Genomic DNA, 20,393 nt, shown 5'->3' on the forward strand with positions numbered 1-20,393 from the left:
AATGAGTGGAACGCGGCGCGTGGCGTCTGCCGACACCGTGCTACAAGAGTGTCAGCTGCGCTTACGCTTGGCTGTAATCTCCCCGAGTATGACCATAGATTTTTGATCCATGGTGAGGCTGTCCATGGGCCCAGCAGGTCGAACCGACCGCGGCCCCTCCAACAACCGCGGACCCTGGCGATCGGGGACTGCGAAGGCTGAACATTGCAGAGAGCGCAGGACGATGGCCGGCACAAATTTGAAGCTCACCACGTTGTTGTTCGGCCTTGCGCTGTCATTCCCGCTCGGGCTGATCTTCGCCAGTGTGTATGTGAGTCTAAGGGTCGGCCTCAGCATCCGGGGACTCCGCGAATTCGACCTCCTGGCATTCTGGTACGAAACCCCCTTCTATCTCGGCTACGCCAGCGCCACGTTTTACACCTGCTTGATCATTGTCGGCATGACGTCGGTGATCATCATGGTCATCCTCTCCATGCTCATGCTTCGCGCCAAACACTTCGGAACCGCTCGATGGGCGCGGTTCCACGAAATGCGTCAAAAAAGCTTCATCAAGCCCTATCGGCGCATCACTGGCCCCATATTCGGCAAAACATCCGGACCGCGCGGTTTTGGACAGTATCTCACCAATGGCGAGCAACCACACAGTCTGGTCGTTGCGCCCACCCGTGCCGGCAAGGGCGTCGGCGTTGTTATACCAACGCTTCTGACCTTTGACGGCTCGGTGCTTGCGCTCGACGTCAAGGGCGAACTGTTCGAACTGACGTCGAGGGCGAGATTGAAGCGTGGCGATCGAGTCCTCAAATTTTCGCCACTCGACAGGGAAGGACGCACTCATTGCTACAATCCTGTGCTCGACATTGTTGCCACGCCGCCGGAGCGCCGCTTCTCGGAAACCCGGCGATTGGCGGTTAATCTGATTGTGGCCAAGGGTAAGGGCGCCGAAGGGTTCATCGAGGGCGCACGAGATCTTTTCGTTGCTGGTGTTTTGGCTTGCATAGAGCGTGACACACCAACCATTGGCGCTGTCTATGATTTGTTTTCGCAGCCCGGCGAAAAATACAAACTATTCGCGCAACTTGCTGAACAAACCAAAATTCCGGAGGCGAGGCGCATATTCGATAACATGGCCGGCAACGACACCAAGCTTCTGACGTCATATACTTCGGTGTTGGGCGATGGCGGGCTGAACCTTTGGGCCGACCCGCTAATCAAGAATGCCACATCAAGATCGGATTTCTCCATTGAAAATTTGCGTCGAGACCCCACGACAATATATCTGTGCGTCAGCCCCAACGATTTGGAGGTAATTGCACCTCTGGTTCGGTTATTCTTTCAGCAAACCGTATCCATATTGCAGCGCACTCTACCGCAAAAGGACGAGGTTTTCGAGGTCCTGTTCCTTCTCGATGAATTCAAGCATCTCGGCAGGCTTGAAGCGATTGAAACCGCAGTCACCACGATTGCGGGTTACAAGGGGCGCTTCATGTTCATCATCCAAAGCCTTTCGGCCCTGACCGGCGCCTATGAGCAACCTGGGAAGGAGAATTTCCTCTCCAACACGGGCGTGCAGGTGTTTATGGCGACAGCCGACGATGAAACGCCCCAATACATCTCAAAAGCGATCGGTGAATATACCTTTCACCAAAAGTCGAAGTCTTTCAGCCCAAGGGAATGGTTAAGTCCTAATATCCACATGTCCGACCAGGGAGCACCACTCCTGCGCGCCGAGCAGGTGCGCTTGATCGATGACAACAAGCAAATTGTTCTGATCAAGGGGCAGCCGCCACTCCAGCTGGACAAGGTTAAGTATTATTGTGACCGTTATCTGAAACCCATTTTCGCCAGCCAGACGGGTCCATTGCCTGAACCAGATCCGATCCCGCTTATCGCGGAGACAACGACCTTCGCGCTAGTTGGCAGCCTATCAGATCCAGCCGCCGAGACTTCGCGGGGCGATGCGCCACAGCGAGCCGCTAGCCCGGGCATTGCAAAGCCGACGGCGGCCCCTCCCACCGCCGCTCCGTCCGCGGTGGAGCAAAGTTCCGAGCAGCCGCGGGGGACCGCCGCTCAGCGCGAGCTGCTGGCGCGGATCATTGCCGTTCAGGAACTTGGCGTTTCAGACCGCAGCAGCGGGAAGTCTGAAACCGGGGGTTCGGCTCCGGCATTTGATGGGTCGGATCAATAGGGAATCGACCCGGCTCTCGTTGCTCGAACTCGCATGGCTTTCGGCCATCGAGCGTCTTTGGCGGCCGAGCCTCTTGCTACGCGCATCTGGGACGATGTCGACGGAACGCACCAGCACATCTCGCGACTAAGCTTCCAAGCCCGCCAAAACCAATTATGTAGACCTCGTCGGCGAACCGGCAAAACGCGTGACCGGGCACGCTCAGGATCGTCGGTCTGCAAACCAGGCTAAGGCTCGCCGGGCTCAAGGCCGTTATCAAGGACCTGCCGACCTATGGCTATCGCCGAGTCCATGCGGTGCTGCGCTTCAGCCCAAACAGCTCTTTCACTGGCGCAAGCTGGCGACGCAGGGCGCTCTTGCGGCAACAAGCGCCGAGGGCGAGGTCGTTGCCGCATCGGAGTATAGGGCGGCAGAAAGGCCGCGCAGCTGGAGCCCGAAATCTGTACGTCTCGGACGAGTACAAAATCGCCGTCCACCTTTGCGCCTGCGGTTGCGGCAGCAAGGTCCCGATTTCTTTCGGCCCGGCCGGGTGGAGTGTCAGAGAGCGCAATGGAAAGCCTACCGTTTGGCCATCGATTGGCAACGGACAGCTGCCCTGCCGGTCGCATTATCTCATCACTGACGGAAAGGTCCATTGGGCACCGTCCATGAGCGCTGCTCAGGCCGTGAATGCCTTAAAGTACGACCATCGTCGGGGCGAGGCGCACTATCGCGACGTTAATCGCAAGCGGAGGTGGTGGATTCGGGCATGGAAGACTTTTCTCGGGTGGATTGGACTAGGCTAGCCTCGCGGGATAAGTTTTCGCGCGATCCACCGGCCGCGAGAGCAGCCGGATCATTCAGCAGACAAGGGCTAGATCGGGACGATTGCCTGGGCCAGTCCGCCGCTCCCGCTACACCGCCGGCTCAGTAAACTGTGCCGTCCACAACGAAGGCGGGTACCGGGAGGCTTCCTGCCGTAGACCGAGGTCGACCGCGGCGGCGACCCCGGTCCGCGAGAGCTTACATGGTCAACTTAGCCACGCCACAACTTTATCGAGTCAAGTCCCTGCTTCTGTCGGAACGCATCAGTTCCGCTCGCGCGCTATTGTAGGCTTGGTCGATGGAATGCCCGGTCTCACCAATCGCGTCGGCCTGCTGATATGTCCAATCTGCTTGTAATTGCTGTGATCGAGCGTGAATTGCTCCGATGCTCCTGTCCAAATCCTGGTGTTGCGGCTGCTGCGCCGCTTGCCCGGAGCTCTCAGCGATCGACTCGTAGACCATACGAAGGGGGTCATTCTGTGCAAACATAGCGCCTACACGCTCAGACTGTTCTTCTGTCAGATAATTTTGCCCTTTTTTAAGAGCAGCGCACGAGTTAATAAGGGCTTCTGCTTCTCCATTCCCGAATGCCTCAGTCAGATCGATCGATCTGTCGAGCAATCTCTCCCTGTCTGCTTGGCTGAAGTCACCTATATTGCCAGCGATATTTGAAAGTGCGAGAGACTGGCTCAATGCGCTATCCATGCCAAGAACTTTGTCGACCGCGGCCGTTTTCGCCGCAGCGGTCTGAAACTTGGTTATCGGGCCAACAGGGCAATAGCGTTCGTAAAACGGCTGAGACACCGGCACGTGATTGTTTGGCGGAATTGCTGCGGCAAACATGCGCTCTGCTGAATCGCCCAGCCGGTTGAGCCGGGTATGAAATTGCCGTGCGTTGCTTCTGTCGAACTCGTTCCGGACTGAACGACTCGCCAGCCTGAGATTGGTAAGGTTGTTTGCCGTTTCAACCGGGTCGTCGCTGGCAACGCCTTTCACCACCTTGTCTAGCAACTCGGTGGGCACATCAGTGAGTTGTTTGCCGGCACCATCGCGGGCTGAACTTCCAGGTCTGCTTCTACGCGTATCGCGATCCATTGTTCGAAGTCCTTAGTTCATTTCTACTGCTCCCTGCTACCCCCTCTACCACCTCGGGGCGATCTGCTGAACTCATATCGAGCTACAGTTGCAATCTAGAGAGACGCGGGGAATTGAGCTTCAGGCGGCGCGCTGCGTTGGGGGCAAGACTGGAATGTTGTGTTCGGTACAAGCGAAAGACCGTATGTTCGGCTCCACAGCAGCGGCAGACACAGGGTCAATCGCTGGAGGACAAAGGCGGCCCGGGCGGTAAGCTCGGCGCGTTGACGACGGATCTTTGACGGCACGGATCTGACTATGGTCGCCTAGCGCCTCAAGAGCGGCGGAGCGTGGAAAGGAGGCTTGCGGAACCGGAAGCCGGGCGAGGCGCTGGCGTTCGCGGCTTGCCGGCGACATCTGCGAGGCTACACCGGATCCTTTACGTCAAGGACGCGCTTTCGATCCGGGTCGCCGCAGGGCAAAGGAACGCCATTTCCGTGGACCTGACCCCGTCTAATGGGCCTTCAGGCTTTACGGCCGCCGCCTACAATCGGGTGCGGCTGCTCGAGCTCATGGTCGTGCAGCATGAGCGTCGCTGCTTATCGGCAGTGCTGTCTTGTCAAGGCCGACCTGTCGGACCGCCGCTCGGCACAGCAGACCATCATGTGAGATGACAAACACGGCGAGATCTCCTCTGGCGTACGGCAAGCCCGCCTTATCTGAACCATAGCGCTGGATTTCTTCATCGGGGGCCGGTTGCGACGAAATGGGCGCAGTCACCGTGACGGCTCGGCCGACCGGTCGACGACGGTTAAATCGAGATCACCTGGGTCTAAAGCAACGGCGACAAGGTCCCTCAGCGCAAAGCCCTATATCTGCTCACTGCGGGCAAGCTCCAGGCCAGCGGTTATAGGATAGCTTCGCCATCGCCCGACGCACCTCATCGTGCCAATTCCCTGCCTCGATCGGAACGCATGAGTTCCGCTCGGGCGCTATCGTAGCTTTCGTTGATTGAAGTCCCGATCTGGGCAATCTCATTGGCTTGCCCATAGGACCGCTCTGGTGGCAGTCCATTGGCTCGATTCCCAATTGCGTCGATGTTCCTGTCCAAATCTGGATTGGGCTGCGGGACCGCACGGCCGGTGGACCGCACCTGGATCGCCCTATACAACGCACCCGCGTACGGATCCTGTGCAAATGATCCGTTCAGCCGCTCTCTTTGACCATCATTCAAATGCTCATGTCCCTTTTTGAGGGCCCTGGCCGTGTTGATAAGAACACTCCATTGTCCGTGAGCACCTTGTGCCGCCGTAGCGGCAAATAATTCTACCGATCGATCAAGAAGGCGAGTCCGATCTACCTGACTGAAATTACCTAGGTTGTCCGCTATTTTCGACAGGGCGCGAGCTTCGGCCCCTTGGTCAGTAAGGGCCAGAATTTTATCGGCCACGGCAGATTTTCTCGTAGCATTTTGAAACGTAAGTATCGGCCCGGCCGTGCGCGTTAGATAGCGCGACTTCAAAAGATCCGGCAAGTCGTCTTGGGCGGGCATTGCTGCGGTATACAAGGCTTGAGCTGACGTGCCTAGCCGGTTCAGCCGCGTGTGAAACTCCCCCACTGCCCCACCGTTCTCGAACTCGTGCTGAACTGAACGACTCGTTGCCTTGAAGTTCGTAAGGTTCCTCGCCGTTGCAGCCGGATCGTCGGATATCAGATGCTTAGCCAGTTCGCCAAGTAGCTCAGTCGGCATTCGACTGAATCCTGTGGTACCGCGGCCATCGCGGTTTGACCCTTCGGGTCTATTTCCAGGTGCATCGCGGTCCATTGCAGAGTCCTTAAGAGTTTCTACCCCCTCCAAGGGTACCACCCAACGGAGCCATGCCGAACTAAATGGCGTTGCATTTGCAATTTAGACGAGATTGGTCTCAGAGACAGGGCAGAAACGAGTCTTCGATCAGCCCGCCGTGTTGACCGCGCCCGAGCAGCGCGGAGAACTACGGCAAGAGCTGCATGGGCGGAAACTACTTGTCGTCGTCTGGAAGGCGAATGCAAAATACCGCAAGTATACAACTTGCCCAGTGGTCCAATCGGCTTTGGTGGGAGTAGTGCTTGTCAGCGTCTTGGGTGACGGCGGGAGCTGGAGCGGTCATTACAATGGCTAACGCCGTGGCAGCAAGTATCGTTCGTGGCCAGTGAGACCACAATTTCAGGAGCCTTGAGCCGTCTTTTTCCGAGGTAGGCATTTTTCGTTTTCCTTTTGGATCATCAGGGATTTGAAGAGGATCTGGTGTTAACGTGCCATTGGGAGCCGACGAAGCAGTCGAAGAGTCATAAGTTCTCCTGAATGTTTGTTTTACGAGAACCCTTGGCGGCCCTAGCTGACAGCCTGAAAGCGGTCTGCGGGATGGCGATTCCGTCTGATCGCAGCGAGATCCAACGGGGCTGGGGCGTCCCACGGGATGCGCAGCCTGTATTGCGTTCGGACGAATGCCATGTGAACTCCTGGGCTAAAGACCGCGCGACGGGCCGTGTCGGAACACGTATCATGGCTGTGAATATGCAATTGGCATGCCACCAAAACGGTTGTGAGCAGCGGCCCCAAATCGGAGGAGTCGCCCCCGGCCGGCTTGACCAATGTCCGGATCTGAACACAGGTTGTCGTCAATCGGACGCGACAAAACTGCTGTGACCGGGAGCACCGGCTGACGCCAGAGTTCTCGGTTGAGAATTGCGCTTCTGGGAGGGCGGGACTAAGCAACAGGCGATCGCCGGGGCCGGTCGAGTTGCGCAGCCGTGTGCTGCGGTTAGCGGCTGCATAGGGCCGCAGGTATGATCCGAGCGCCGAATGCTGGCGCCGTTCGCTGCATCCGACGACCCATCTAGCGATCACTGATCGCGTGCTCGAGGTCATACTGAGAGTATCTCGTGCAATCGCTCGTCCCGCCGCACCCGTCCAAGGCTTCGCAGATTCCGTTCTGCATCGGCTTGGAGCGACAAGGTGCGGGCCTCCCTGCCGTTCAGGCGAGCATGGCGTTCGAGGTGGACTCGGTGCCGTGGTCCGACGGAAGTCAGATTGCGTCTCGCCCCGACTTGGCAAGTGTCCAGACGCCTCTATCCTTCTCTTGAAGCTGCTGCGTTGTCCCTGGCCTCTAGCCCATGCTCTGGGAGGGCAAGTGGATTTCCAGCACGCCACGCCTGCCCTCCCGGCGGCCGACCTGGATAACCATGTCGATCGTCTTTTTCGCATAATTGACAATCTCGCGATGCGACATCTGCACTCCAGAGCGCATCACCATCAGCGCCAGCCTATCGAAAGCAAGTTCGGGACTATCTGCGTGGATAGTTGATATTGAACCTGGGTGGCCGGTGTTGATTGCCTCCAGAAAGTCATAGGCCTCGATGCCGCGGATTTCGCCGAGGATGATGCGATCAGGGCGCATTCGCAAACAGCTTTCCAAGAGTTTTGATGGGCGGCGAGCGGAAGTCTCGTCACGGTCGGCGATTAGCCCCACTTGGTTCTTGTGTGGTGGGTTAAGCTCCTGCGCGTCCTCGATGGTAATGATCCGCTCGGCAGGGTCTGACATCGCCAGCAACGCACGCGCGACCGTGGTCTTGCCGGAGGAGGTGCCGCCCGAAACGAGAATGTTGAACCTCTCGTCAACGGCCTGTCGAAACAAACCCTGCAAATTGCCGGCCTGGACCATATCCATGAGTGCCCGATGGCGCTCGCGGCGGTTCGCGTCCACTGTGATCTGCCCGCCGTCGATGAATTCTATCTTGGCACTGTCCAAAGTACGCTTCAGATATTTGCGGATGGTCAGCGACACGCCCGCCGCGACCGCGGGTTCGACAAGGACCTGCACACGCAGCGGATTGTCCCAAACCTCAACGCGGCCTGAGACGATCGGACGAAGCGGCCCAAGGGCGTTGCGGGTCTCTCCGGCCATTTGCGCTCCAAGGCGCTTGATGGCATGAAGCGGCAACGCCATATCGACCTCATGCATATGTAGCGCTCCGGCCTCCTCGACGAAAATGGAGCCGTTAGGGTTGATCGCCAATTCGTTGACGTTGTCGTCGACCAAGTAATCCCGGAGTGGCGCCAGGTACTGCTCCACATATGAGATGTCGCGGCGGGGCTGGTGGTCATTCATCGGATAACGAGATCCTGGTTGACAAAGACTCGGATTTCCTCGCCTTGGGGGACACGTATGATGGGAGGAAGGGAGAGATATTTGTCCAGAATAGTTTCACCTTGATCGCTCAGGGCCCCAGCGATTTTAGACGCAGTCTGGCCACCAGCATTGCTGTCTCCTGATCCGGCACCTCCAATGTTAATGGTCGCGCCCCCTCCGCTGGAGGATTTGTTGCCGCCAGTCAGCCCGGGAATGCTCGAGGGCAGAGCAGTGATGGCGCTGATGAGGACAGCTGCACCTATCTTGTTAACGTAGCGGTTATCCACGTTACCTTCTGTCCCGGCGCGACCAAGCAGGTCCGCCCCTGTGGAGCCGAGTGCGATTGACTGGCCGTCGGGCGTGATAGCCCGGTTCCAGGCGATCAGCACGCGTTTTTGCTCAACATCCACTCTATTGCTGAAGGTGCCGATCAGGCTCGTCCCCCCCGGCAGCAGAATGCGAGAACCGTCAAAGGAGAACACCGGTTCGATGACCTGGGCACGGATATTTCCGGGCAGCTCAGTATTGATAGCCGTTTCAAGCACCGCGGAGACTATCGTGCCCTGCACGACCGTATGCGATGGATCGGGAAGAGCACGAGAAATTGAAGTTTTTACCTCGGAACTCGCAGCAGAGGCGAGGAAGCGATCGTTTCCGCTCAGGTCTTCCGGCCGCTGTCCCGCACCTGCGGCTGACGCGGCAGGCGCCTGTGATTCATCTACGACTACGCCTGTCGATTCCCGTTGTTTGGTGGCGATCTCTTCCAGTTGACGACGCCTCTCTACGTCAAGCTTCGCGACCTCACTGGACCGTTCGCGCTCTTGTTCCAAACGCGATGCCTCGGCCCGCCCACGTGCGTCCTCGGTCTTTGCCCTCTCTCGCTCCTCCTTGAGCTTCTGCGTCATCTCTTTGTTGTATTCGTCGAGCAGGTTCTGGACGCCAGCAAGCGAAACGTCCGAACCTTTGTTGGCCCGGGCTACGGCATCGATTTCCTTGCGCAGTTCTTCGAGCTGCTTGTTCGTTTCAGCGTTGGGATTGGGACCCGGCCCAGCGGCTGCAGGCGGCTCGGGAACTGCAAAATCAAGTCGCGGCTCGTTCGTAGTCACGCGATCGACTTGCAAATCAACCTGTGACGTTTTCTGCTGGTCTTCGCCGCCAAAGCCGAGCGTCTTCAGCGCCTGAGTTGGGCCGACAAACAGGGCCAATGCAGCGGCGACGCCGGCCACCAACATGCCGGCTAGACCGATCCAGCCGACGCTTCGACGCCGAGATGTGCCAGTGTGCCGGGCTCGCCGTTCTTCCAGAAGCTTTTCGCGGTCCGCATCGACTGAGGCATCCACCGCTGCCTCTGCGGCGTTGCGATCGTGTCGATGGTCAACATTGCTCGACCTGTCCGGCACGTCCCAATCCTTTCCTCACTGGTTTTGCCCTTGTACGGCGTTTGTTTTGCCTACGCACACAGCGTCATTGCCGATTCTCATCACCCAGTAGTCGCTGGTCCCGTCCACGATGACACGGTCGTTGTCAGTGCGCGAATTGACCAGCTTTTCCTGGCGGTCGTGGCCGACCCGGAAGATTGCTGGTCGGGGTGCGCCCTTGGGCAGCACGAAAGTCGTCTGCAGTGTATTGTCTGTGACCGCTAGCGGCCGGAACTGGGCATGACCCGAGACCATGTACTGGCGATTTATGGGTCCGCCTCGGGCAAGGCTCTTGTCCGACGGCTTGGACTGGTCCGGATAGGTGAAAACGATCCGGAACGCTTGCGCAGCTCCCGCCTTCATGCCCGCCTTGATCTCGCCGACGGAGCGCAGTTCAAATGTATAAACGCGCTGGTCAGTGTAGATTGTCATGTTTGTCAGGGCTTGATCGATAATGGGTTTCACGCTGACCACATTGCCCATCTTAAGCTTGATCACTTGCCAGGATGCGCTGTCTCCTATGAGAACTGATTCTACATTCTCTCCTGCTCCAAACTGGATCGCCGTGACTGATTTCAGGTATAATCCAAGCTTATAGACGTTATGTTCATCGTATACATAACGCTTGATGCGTGCGTCTGACGCAAATCCAACAGGCGATTGCTCGGCCATGACAGATGTGACCGACGTAGTGATAACTATTGCTGATAACAGAAAAATCTTTAGCATTTACAGTCCGATATTTTGCCAAGTCTCTAATTGGCGGTTTCCGCATCGATCCGGTAGGCCACAACATTGAAGCCAAGGGGATTTTTCCACACCGACTCCAAAGTGGCATTTTCTTGTGGTCTGAATTGGTAACCAACGGTGACGACATAACTGCGCTCGACAGTGTCGCGCCCCTTTTCTTCACGATGCTTGACGATGCGTACACGAGCGAGATCCGCCGCGTTGCGCCGGTCCGAAGGGGTCAGGGAAATAGACTTGACCACGACACGCACGCGCACCTCATTGCCGTAGACCGTAGGAGGATATTGCGCCGAATCCGAGCGCCAGATTTGAGCCAGAGTTTGCGCTGCGTTGTCTGATGAGCGCGCCATCACATCGGGAATTCGGGTGCTGTTATCGGCTGGATCGTAAGTCTCGCGGTCGGTGACATAGGATACGAGTTCCGCCTGAAGCACTGCCTCCTGCTGTTCGAGCGTGGCAGGGCGAACCTGGACGATCTTTTCAGCCTCGCCGGTGGTTTTATCGACCATCACCACATAGGGCTTGGTTTCCTTGAGCGGCAGTACGATGACCAAAGCTACCAGCGACAAAAAACTCGCGGCGATGGCACCAACTGCAATTCTTGCCCAGTTGTTGCGTTGCTCGCGAAGGCTGAAAAAAAGCTCGTCTTCGAATGCGTGCTGCGTTGCTTGTTCAGCCACGCGTCTCTCCTATTCTGGTGCGCCTGAGATGGATTGGGTGTCAGCGGTAGAGATTGGCCTGTTCAGGAGACAAGCCTTGGTTGCCCTTTGCGGGGGAAGCCCCACCGGCACGATTGCCGGCAGCGGCTCCCCTGCCATCCGATTTCGGCGATGGACCCCCGATGATCCCGCGAGCGAGATAATCATTGTAACGCTGCTTGCGGACATATGCGCTTTGATGCCACGATCTGACCGCCGACATTGCTGCCCCACCCCACGAGGCGCCAGCGCCACGCGCGCTGCTTACTGCCATCGCGCTATCTCCCACCTTCCGGCCTCCCGCTTTAAGCTTGTGGTGAGCACCCCTGACCATGCCAATTGCGGAACCCACTGCACCGGCACCGACAGCAGCAACCGATGCAGAGGCTAGGGTGCTTGCCAATGTGGGGATCATGAACAGGAGGACCGTTGCAGCAATCATGATAACAGGGAACTCGAAGCCCCCGGCTTTTCTCGCGAGAATTTCCCCGGCAACATACAGAACAACAGTGATCAACGCGGTCGTGAGCAACGGAATAATCACGAAGCCGACTGTGAAGCGGGTCCAACTCTCGAAATGCTGCCTGGTTTGGGGCAGCATAAGCATGATGATGGCTAGCGGCGCCAAGCTGATCGCTACCGCAAAGCCTACTTTCGCAATGAGAATAATAATTGCCGATGCGGCGGTAAAAAACGCACCAATGATGAGGATGACCACACCCATGAAAACATTCCGGAGTGCCTTGCCAATCTTAAAGATCGAAGTGTTTGAGAGGTAACCATCGCTGATGTAGAAAATCGAATGAGCGAACTCATCCATCGCGGAATAGGTGTCTGTTATCCGTTCAGGATCGAGAACTTTTGGATCGCTCGTATGTATTTTCGATGCCACACCGCGTACCATGATGGCTGTGTAGTCAGCGGGCACAGTTTCGAGCATCGTATATATACCTTGGAAATTCACCCACATCGTAGCAAATGAATATATAAGTATATACCGCAGCGCCCAGTTTAAATATATTGAATAGTTTACGGGTTTGAATTGCATTACATGGTTTACTGCAGTGAATAAAAGCGCAATCAGCGCTACGGATCCAAGCAGTGTTCTAATCGGTCCGGCGACTGCCTCGAAGACCCCCTTCACATAATTAACAAGAGCAGAGTCGATCGAGTGGGCTACAGTTGAGATCACGCCCATGATGCTACCTGTTAAAGTTTTCTAGAAGTTTTCCGACGCTGTCCGGCTCGGCGGTCTCAGCGCCTAACGACATGAGGTAGGTTCCTGCCACCGATGCGATCGCCGCTTGGGTGCGAAGCGTTTCGTTTAGCTGCTGCGCGACTTCGATCATCACGCGTGTGTTGATGTCGACGCTGGTCTTCAAGTCACCACTGGTCGCAAGTGCTGCGATATAACCATTTATCCTGCCCATGCTGTCATTGGCGCGCCTATAGGAGTCCTCTGCGGTTGACGCGGTGATGGCGCCTTGAGCCGCTTCATGAGCGATCATGACATTGCCGGGGAGCTTGTCGCTGCGCAACGCAAATGCATCGTCCAAGCGGTAGAGGTTGCGAATTTTGTCAAGCGCGGCCTGAACGCGATCGGACCCAACCATCTGCCCGGTCAAGGCGTTGTTGGCCATCTCCCACAGACCTGGGCCGCCTTTGCGCGCCGCGACGTCTGCCTCGGCGTTGTTCTGCGGGAACGGCTTTGGGCCAGATATGGCAGCAAGCTGTGCATGAGCGGCATCTTGGATCCGGTTCAGCAGATTTTCAGCTACGTGCGCCGACGTAAACAGCTGTGTGGTGCCGCCGGCCATCAGTCGGGACAATTCAACCATATACGTCAGCAACTCGACGGCATTCCGGTCGTAGCTTGCCTGCGCGCCATCCGGTGCTGCGGGCAGTGCTGCAATAGGAGGCAGGGGTACAGGCGCGATGCTGGTTTGTTGGGCGTAAGCCTCCGGAATCAGCAGACCGGTCCCGAGCAATAGGCCAGCGACAGCCTGGAAAAAGACTTTCATGTGACGGCTCCTTCAGCTTGATGGTCAAGGGTTTCCCAGTTGCAGACACAATTGTTCTCCCGTGTCGCAGGGACGGATTGGCAGGCAGTAAGGGAGACCAAGATCAATGTGAGAAAAACCAGGGCCCTCGTCATTGCAGCATCTCCATTTGAAAGTTCGGCGCATAACGCCAGTCTGCAGGCGTTTGCCCGCGCCCGCCCCCCAGAACGTCGATCCCCTTGCCAATCGCCCCAAGCGCGAAATCAAGAACCACGCTGTCACCGCCCGATTTCAACAGAACGAGATGATTGTCGACGTTACTTGTCTGAAGGAACGCGCTCTCCGTCGGCGTTAGATTGAGCGGTGCAAGTTCGGTTTCGGTGTTGTAGGAGCTGGGGTAGATCAGACGCGTGACGGCGCTCTCCAAGATGGCGTCGCCAGCGGCGCTGTTGAGGATGTGCGACACGCGTTGGGTCAAGAGGACGACCGCAACGTTCTTCTTGCGCATCGTTAGCATCCAGTCCTTGAGACGCAGTTCGAAGTACGAATCGTCGAGCAGTTTCCACGCTTCATCAAGGACGAGCAGAGTTGGAACCTCGTCTTCTACGAGCCGTTCCACGCGCCGGAAGACATAGCTCAGCCACGCTGTGCGGACCGCGTTGTTGTCGAAAATTTCTGTGAGGTCAAATGCGGTGATCCGACTGTCGAAAGCGAGGGGATCGACCTCCTTGCCGCCGAAAAGCCATCCGAATTGGCCAGTATCGTCCCACCGGCCAAGTCGGTTATGGAGGTCGCCATCATCGTCCGTCGCACGCAGCTGACTGCGGAACTGTTCGAAATTCTGGAGGCGTGGGTCAGCCGTCGCATTGGCCTGAACAGCATCATTGATGGCCTGAACCTGCACCGGATTTAGGGGGCCGCCCTCATTGCTGGCCAATGCCATTAGCCAATCCGATAGCCAGGCTGCGCCGCGCTTATCCGCTTCCGCCCGCATTGGATTGAAGCCGGTTTCCTGCCCCATACGCACAGAGGAATAGGTACCCTCCATGGCGCGGACGGCCATCTCGAAGCCATTGTCCTTGTCGAAGATTATGGTGCGAGCGCCGAGCCGTTGGGCCTGGCTAAGCAGAAAGGCAACACCGAGGGTCTTACCGGATCCGGTTTGGCCAAGCACCAGAGTGTGCGCCACCGTGCGCTGACCGGGCTTGCCTGGTAAGTGGAAGTTGAAACGGAACGTTTCGCCGGTCGCTGTTGGAAAGATGGTCACGCAGTCGCCCCACGGACATCGCTCCGGTGGGTGACCCTTGGGCAAGCCGTGCATGGCGCAAAGCTCTGCGAAGTTCTGAGAGGAGATCATTGCGGCTCGTGTGCGGTAGCTGAAGTTGCCAGGATGCTGGGCGAAATAGACCGCGCGGGCAGAGAAGCTCTCGCGCACGATTGCAGCACCAGCGTCCTGCATGGCGCGCGTGATATACGCCATGGCCTCCTCAAGCTCTTCCCTGGTTTCGCAGAATACAGCGATGCTGCAATGATGGTCGCCAAAGACGACGCGACCGGATGCAACATCGTCCTCAGCCACTTCGAGTTGTGCCATGAGGGAGACGGCCGCGTCCTCTGCCGCACTCATCTGCTTACGCACGCGAGCGATTTTACCTTGGGCGGTGAGGTTGTCGATTGGTGTAAAGCTCTGCGAGACCACGGTATCGTATGGTAGGTTGAGCCTGTCGAGGATTCCGGGATAGGTCTCAGTGGGATAGTCCTTTACGGATATGACGGTGCCGTAGCGTTTGAGACCGGGATTCGGATTGTCGCATTCGAAGACCCTGCCGCGGAACGTGATCATTGAGCTTGCCAGGAGATCAGCGAGCGGGACAAACTTTTTGCCGGCGATAAGGCGGCCACTTGATCCGTCGATCAGCGTGCGCAACATACCGAGCCATTGGCCGTCCGAGACCGTGAGACGACGAGGCTTTGCCTCACTTAGACTGACCATGCAGGTTGCGATCATCTGATCGAGGCGGATCGCGCGCGCGGCGACCTCATCGCGACTGTGGGTATCCTTTTTGCCAAACATGTTGATGAGCTTGGTCAGTTTTTTCGGTGGTCGGATCACCATGGTGATCATCGTGACACGGTCGCGCAGGCCAATGGTTTCGAGATAATGTTGCCAGCGTCGGTCAATCTCCTCGTTGAACGCGTCTCCTTTGAGGGCCCGCAGCATGTTGGGCGGAGCCGCAACCGATATGCGGTGAACGTAGTACCCGACATTACCGCGCTGCTGCGCAATGAAGCGGGAAAACGCGTTACTCAGCTCCGCTGTCTGTCGGCTGTCTATTGTGTCGGCATTGATGCCCTCGACGACAAAAGCGCCCATTAGATCGCCGTCGCGCGAGATCAGGGTGACGTCGTCCACGCTGCTGAGATATGGAATTTGGCTAGCAAGCTGCTCGCTTTTGGGAGCGCCTCCTCGCATCCCGCGTTTGGGAGGTGACTCAGGCACGGTACACCTGCCCTTCGCCTTTCAACAGTGCCGCGCTCATCCGGGTGCTTTGCACGGTCGCGATGAAGACATCGATGATTTTTGGATCATAGGCGGCTAGAGCACGCAACGCGCAGTAGCCACCACCTCCCACGACCGCCAGATAGAGGAACGATTGGGTGATCAGGAAGCCGAGCATCACGGCACATATGAGAACGACCAGATATGTGATCGGCAACCCGGCAAAGGCGACCTCTCGCGTCAAGCCTACAAAAAGAGTTGTACGTTGGATGGCCAATACTCCCTTGAAAAGGCGAGGCAGCCCGCAGCCTAAAATGAATAGGGATTGCGACGCATCGAGATCATTTTGCGGCCAAGCCATGGACGAAGCTGGCGCCGCCAAACACGATCGCGATGCCAACGATGACGGACACCGCGAAGGTCCAGTCCATCCGGCCGGTCATGAATGAGAAGCCTACGGCGATGACAGCCAAGGCGGAGACTGCAACCCCGATCGGGCCGGTGATCGCTGCCACGATCGCATCAAGGAATGATGTCACGCCGTTGAAATCCTGAGCGGCGCTTGGAGTGGCAAAAACTAGAGCCAGGAAAGCCGTAGTACAGGCGATCGAGAAAAGTTTACCACAGTCGATTTTAGCGATTATTTTCTTCATTTTTGCCTCTTTTGTCCATTATATTCGCAATTTCTTATGGATAGCGAACGGGCCTATCCCCTTTTTTGATAGTTTTCTGCCAACGCTAAATGCGACAGAACAACAAATTGCGATAATCGAGCAGATATCAACGACACTTCGATACATTCCGAAGCCATTTTCTAGTCTTATATTTCACAGTTACGCATCTACTCTGTATTCGTTGGTACATGTGCCATTTGTTGGTGCGATTGTCTAAGGAAAACATGTTTCATTTGTAGCGTGCGGACATTTCATTCGGAACTAAAAAGGGGGGCTTGGACCTCGATAGGGGAATCGACGGGAAAGAAATGAGCGAGACCGCCCTAGCGGTGCGCGCCATCATGAAAGCCGAGGGCCTGGAGAGCATGACGTGCGGCAAAGGCATTCACTTGGCCTGGCTTGCAAGGACGATCACGCGCGACAGCACTTGGCCCCCTTTGCCACAGGCATCTTCAAGGCCATGCGACTGCCATCTTACATCGGATGTGAGGTCGAGGCGGGCAGATCCCCAAGATCGCCCTTAAGCGAGCCGGCACGTTGGATGCCTAACAAACGTAGCCGAAATCACCGCCCTTCAGCCGCGCGTCGCCCTGATAACTATCGGGCGGACTCGCCTTATGCCCTTTGACGAGGTCGTGACGGCGCCCGGCGCGGCCAGCGCGGCGCTCAGGTCAGCGTCGAGCGCATGGTCTGGCGCGCCGATGGTGTGACATCTGCCAGGGCTCTGGGCGATTGATACGGAACGAATCAGAGACCGAGAAGAAGAGCTGAGACTCTGGTAGAGCCATTCTGGGAAAAGAGCGCAGCGGTTCCGCCGGAATGCTTAATAGCTGGCGGGTTGGCGATCCGCCTGTTCCTTACTTAGTGTGCGGCCAGTGTGCTTCTTGCGGACATCTCGAAGACATCGAGCAGGATTGCCAGCCCGACCCCGCATGCGGTGAGGATGAGTCCGAACATGAAGATGCGGTTAGCACGTTTGAAAAGCTTGCGCCGGAGCGAGCTCATGTCGAGCAATATGGATAGGGCCCACGTTTGCAACGCGATGCCGCCCAGGATCGGTAGGACGGCGAAAAGATCATAAAGCCGCCACGGCACCGGGTTCGCCGCCCAATGCGTAACGAAGCCCAAAGAGAACGCGAGCAAGATGCTGACGACGGTAACGGTGCCATTGCGGAATGCAGTTTCGATCAGTTCGTTCGGATCCTGCTCGTCCAAGCCACCTCCCTCTCGGCAATCGACCGATCGTTCGTTAGCCGGTCGCCTAAAATGCGTTGCGGTTTTAAGAAGCGACATACAAGAGAATTGCGCCAGTGGAAAGCTGCGTCGAGCACGGCGAGCCGCCGTCTCCCCTCAGCATAGCTTCGCAGCAGTTGCTGACGACCGTGCTGGCAAGGGCAAACTGGGTGGTGATGGCAGTGGGCGATAGACAGGCTGGGTGCCGAAGAGCGTTTGCCAGCGACGATGGTTGTTGATCAGACGGGAACGAGCGCTTGGCTGTTGCTCGTTTCGAGAGGCGATTCGTCCGACCCCGGATCCTGCTTGTCGCGGTGCAAAGTTTCGAAGGAGTATGATCGCATCGATTGCAACAACGATGGCCCGTGTTGGGCTGGTTCCACGCTTGGACCACAGCCGCTCGTCAAAGTCGCCCCTCGCCCGCGTGAAGGATCAGCCGACGATGACCTTGCCCGACGCCACGCAAATGCCCTTCTGGGCTGCCGAAATCGGCTGGAGGATCAACCTCGGATGGAACCAGGGCGGCTCTTCAAGGTCAGTTCAGCCCCGCGGCGGGCTCAGTGCGCGGGAAAGGGCTCCAGATTTGGCTGGGTGACGGTTTCGGTTTCAATGCCAAAAAATGGGCAATGCTTTTCATCTTCATATGTTTTCCGGGAGATAGATGTCGAACGGCAGAAATGTCTGTCCAGGCGTCTTTGCGCAGCCGGTTTCGATGGCGCGAGCCATCAGCGTCATCAGTTCCTGGCAAAGCCGGCGCAGTGGCGTGGCGAGCGCCATTGTGATGATGCCATCCGCGAGCGCGGCCCGTGACTCCGGTGTGATCTCGTTTACGATGGCGACAATGCCACGGTCTTCGCCGTGTTTCCTGAGAGCCGAGATTGCGCCCTCCATGCGGCCGGCCGCCACATAAAAGCCGACGAGTTCGGGTTCCCGCTGAATCACATCCAGTGTTGCCTCGTAGGTGATCGGCCGTGTCCCGACGTTCAGGGGGATGTCAAGCACCGTGAATGTCGGCGCGCTCTCACGAAAATAGGAGCGAAAGCCGATTTCCCGAAGCTCGTGAGCCTGGTAACGCTCAGTGGCGGCTAGGACGCCCACCTTGCCGGGCCGTTTTGCCGCTTTGGAAAACATCCAGGCTGCTGTCCGCCCGACTTTCCGGTTGTTCAAGCCAACATAGCCCTCGCGTACGCCGGCGGCGAAATCCGAAAGCATCGAGAAAACCGGGATGCCTTTCGCTTTGAGTTCTTCGACGGCTGCTGTGATCGTCGGATGGTCCGGCGCCACCATGGCGATCGCGTCGCATCGGCGCCCAAGCTCCTGGAGAAGTGCTATCAGATCGCCCGGCATATGCGACGGCGCGAATTCGATAAGCGAGGTGCCGTGGAACGCCTGCGTCGCATTGACCGCCGCTTCGACCTCGCGCGCGAAGTCTTGATAAAAATGCTGGGCGGGTTGTGTGAGGATGAAGCCTAGCTGATAGCGCGGTTGGTCCGGCTCAGGGCGTCGCTTGCCGAGCCAAGCCGCGTGATAACCGACAGACTCGGCCGCCATGTAGACCCGCAGGGCAGTCTCCTTCCGCACTGGTTGGCGGGCGTTCAGAACCCGGTCAACAGTTGCCAGGCTGACTTTGGCTTCGCGGGCAAGATCAGCAATTGTCGGTCGCTTGGCCATGATCTCCGATTCTGCAGACATTCTCAGGAACACCATAGGTCGGTGATGAACGTTAATAAGATCCTTTTGCACTTACATCGATGCCGGGAGCTTGCTTCTGCTACGTGCGGCGGCTCCGAGGGCCCCCATTTTTTGAAATTCCACAATCAGCGTGTCTGCGGATGAGGTGTGCGCCCATTGGGATGAGGATCGCGGCGCGAGAGGGTATAGGCGGCTTGGTCGCTCACGGGGCGGCGCCTTCGGCTCATTGGCCGCCGGCGCCATGGCCGCGCTCATCAGGCGACACGCGAGCTTGGCGGCACCATTTGGACATGGTGCCGCCTTGGATTTGTATTGTCAGAAGCGGTAGCTGAGGCCTGTGCCGATCAGCCAAGGATTGAGCTTGGCTGTGCCCGTAATGTTGTTGCCAAGGACCACTGCATCAAATTTCGGCTCGAGAAAGAGCTTCTTGACGTCGAAATTGATGCCCCAATGCTGATCCAGCGCGAAGTCGAATCCGACCTGCGCAGCGCCGCCGAACGCGTTCTTGACGTGGAGTGCGTCGGCGCTGCCGATATCCTGATTATAGAAGATCGAGTAGTTTACGCCTGCACCGATGTAGGGCTTGAAAGGGCCGGAATCGGTGAAGTGGTATTGTAGCGTTAGGGTCGGCGGCAGCACCGAAGTCCGCCCGATGTTGGCGAGCGGGGCGATCGTTCCCTTGCCGTCGATATTGGCGTGGGTGGCGCCGAGTATGAGTTCAGCGGCGAGATTGTTGGTGAAGTAGTAGGTCAGGTCCAATTCCGGAATTGCCGTATTCGAAAAGGAAAGGCCTGAGCCGGGAATTTCGTTGACGTTACCCTTATTGTCCGTGATCACCCCCAGCGCACGCAGGCGAATTTGCCAAGAGCTAGGTTCGTCCCCAGGGGCCGGCGCCTCGGATTGTACATGCGCAGCCGCCGCCTGCTGCAGGCCTGTCAAGATAAGCGCAATTCCAAGTGTTATTCTAAGTGCCGGCCTTATCCAGTTTCTCATCATGCTCTCCTTGAAATCCGAAATTCGGGTGCGCGGGAGCAATGTCAGCCCTGATGAGACGCTCGGTTGATCGAGATCAACGATGGGATGGATTTTGCAGAAGTGACAAATCTCTTAACAGAAATGTCATGTGAACACCGACGCCGGCAACAAAGCGTGGCATAGGTTCAAAGATTCGAACAGCCCTTTTGCGCGGCAAG

The 20,393-nt window shown here is 57.3% G+C and carries 16 protein-coding genes; 2 read left to right on the forward strand and 14 right to left on the reverse strand.

Features of this window, described 5'->3' with window-relative positions:
• Positions 1 to 223 precede the first annotated feature (223 nt).
• Both virD4 and C7I87_RS36815 read left to right on the forward strand, forming a co-directional pair.
• Positions 224 to 2,185, forward strand: coding sequence for a type IV secretion system ATPase VirD4 (gene virD4 / locus C7I87_RS23915; RefSeq protein ID WP_149906505.1), 1,962 nt, complete (start codon positions 224 to 226; stop codon positions 2,183 to 2,185).
• Between the two features lie 386 nt (positions 2,186 to 2,571).
• Positions 2,572 to 2,970 (forward strand): ubiquitination-like system serine protease family protein, encoded by a 399-nt coding sequence (locus C7I87_RS36815; protein ID WP_373424758.1) that lies wholly within the window; start codon positions 2,572 to 2,574, stop codon positions 2,968 to 2,970.
• A 247-nt stretch (positions 2,971 to 3,217) separates the two neighbouring features.
• Here C7I87_RS36815 and C7I87_RS23925 read toward each other — a convergent pair whose 3' ends face one another.
• From C7I87_RS23925 to C7I87_RS23990, 14 genes are all read right to left on the reverse strand, one after another.
• Entirely contained in the window at positions 3,218 to 4,084 is an 867-nt protein-coding gene (locus C7I87_RS23925) for a hypothetical protein (RefSeq protein ID WP_149906507.1), read from the reverse strand.
• A 919-nt stretch (positions 4,085 to 5,003) separates the two neighbouring features.
• A complete protein-coding gene (locus C7I87_RS23930) occupies positions 5,004 to 5,813 on the reverse strand; it encodes a hypothetical protein (protein WP_149906508.1) in 810 nt (269 codons plus the stop codon).
• Positions 5,814 to 7,212: 1,399 nt separating this feature from the next.
• Entirely contained in the window at positions 7,213 to 8,214 is a 1,002-nt protein-coding gene (virB11, locus tag C7I87_RS23935) for a P-type DNA transfer ATPase VirB11 (RefSeq protein WP_149906509.1), read from the reverse strand.
• On the reverse strand, positions 8,211 to 9,635 hold the full coding sequence (locus C7I87_RS23940; RefSeq protein ID WP_246696383.1) for a TraB/TrbI/VirB10 family type IV secretion system protein: 1,425 nt from the start codon (positions 9,633 to 9,635) through the stop codon (positions 8,211 to 8,213). Before C7I87_RS23940 ends, virB11 begins: the two co-directional genes overlap by 4 nt.
• A gap of 15 nt (positions 9,636 to 9,650) precedes the next feature.
• The gene (locus C7I87_RS23945; protein WP_246696384.1) at positions 9,651 to 10,325 is read right to left on the reverse strand and encodes a TrbG/VirB9 family P-type conjugative transfer protein; all 675 of its coding nucleotides are present in this window, start codon (positions 10,323 to 10,325) and stop codon (positions 9,651 to 9,653) included.
• 83 nt (positions 10,326 to 10,408) lie between these two features.
• A complete protein-coding gene (locus tag C7I87_RS23950; protein WP_149906511.1) occupies positions 10,409 to 11,083 on the reverse strand; it encodes a VirB8 family type IV secretion system protein in 675 nt (224 codons plus the stop codon).
• Between the two features lie 40 nt (positions 11,084 to 11,123).
• A complete protein-coding gene (locus tag C7I87_RS23955; protein ID WP_149906512.1) occupies positions 11,124 to 12,299 on the reverse strand; it encodes a type IV secretion system protein in 1,176 nt (391 codons plus the stop codon).
• Between the two features lie 4 nt (positions 12,300 to 12,303).
• Positions 12,304 to 13,122 (reverse strand): type IV secretion system protein, encoded by an 819-nt coding sequence (locus tag C7I87_RS23960; protein WP_149906513.1) that lies wholly within the window; start codon positions 13,120 to 13,122, stop codon positions 12,304 to 12,306.
• A 130-nt stretch (positions 13,123 to 13,252) separates the two neighbouring features.
• A complete protein-coding gene (locus tag C7I87_RS23965; RefSeq protein ID WP_246696385.1) occupies positions 13,253 to 15,514 on the reverse strand; it encodes a VirB4 family type IV secretion/conjugal transfer ATPase in 2,262 nt (753 codons plus the stop codon).
• A 79-nt stretch (positions 15,515 to 15,593) separates the two neighbouring features.
• Complete coding sequence (locus C7I87_RS23970; RefSeq protein WP_246696386.1) at positions 15,594 to 15,962, reverse strand: VirB3 family type IV secretion system protein; 369 nt, start codon at positions 15,960 to 15,962, stop codon at positions 15,594 to 15,596.
• Complete coding sequence (locus C7I87_RS23975; RefSeq protein ID WP_149906514.1) at positions 15,943 to 16,254, reverse strand: TrbC/VirB2 family protein; 312 nt, start codon at positions 16,252 to 16,254, stop codon at positions 15,943 to 15,945. The genes C7I87_RS23970 and C7I87_RS23975 overlap by 20 nt, the downstream gene beginning before the upstream one ends.
• Positions 16,255 to 17,136: 882 nt before the next feature.
• The gene (locus C7I87_RS23980; protein ID WP_149906515.1) at positions 17,137 to 17,490 is read right to left on the reverse strand and encodes a hypothetical protein; all 354 of its coding nucleotides are present in this window, start codon (positions 17,488 to 17,490) and stop codon (positions 17,137 to 17,139) included.
• 657 nt (positions 17,491 to 18,147) lie between these two features.
• Complete coding sequence (locus C7I87_RS23985; protein WP_149906516.1) at positions 18,148 to 19,179, reverse strand: LacI family DNA-binding transcriptional regulator; 1,032 nt, start codon at positions 19,177 to 19,179, stop codon at positions 18,148 to 18,150.
• A gap of 336 nt (positions 19,180 to 19,515) precedes the next feature.
• Complete coding sequence (locus C7I87_RS23990; RefSeq protein WP_149906517.1) at positions 19,516 to 20,196, reverse strand: OmpW/AlkL family protein; 681 nt, start codon at positions 20,194 to 20,196, stop codon at positions 19,516 to 19,518.
• Positions 20,197 to 20,393 lie beyond the last annotated feature (197 nt).

This window comes from Mesorhizobium sp. SARCC-RB16n, from assembly GCF_008520305.1.
Classification (GTDB): domain Bacteria; phylum Pseudomonadota; class Alphaproteobacteria; order Rhizobiales; family Rhizobiaceae; genus Mesorhizobium.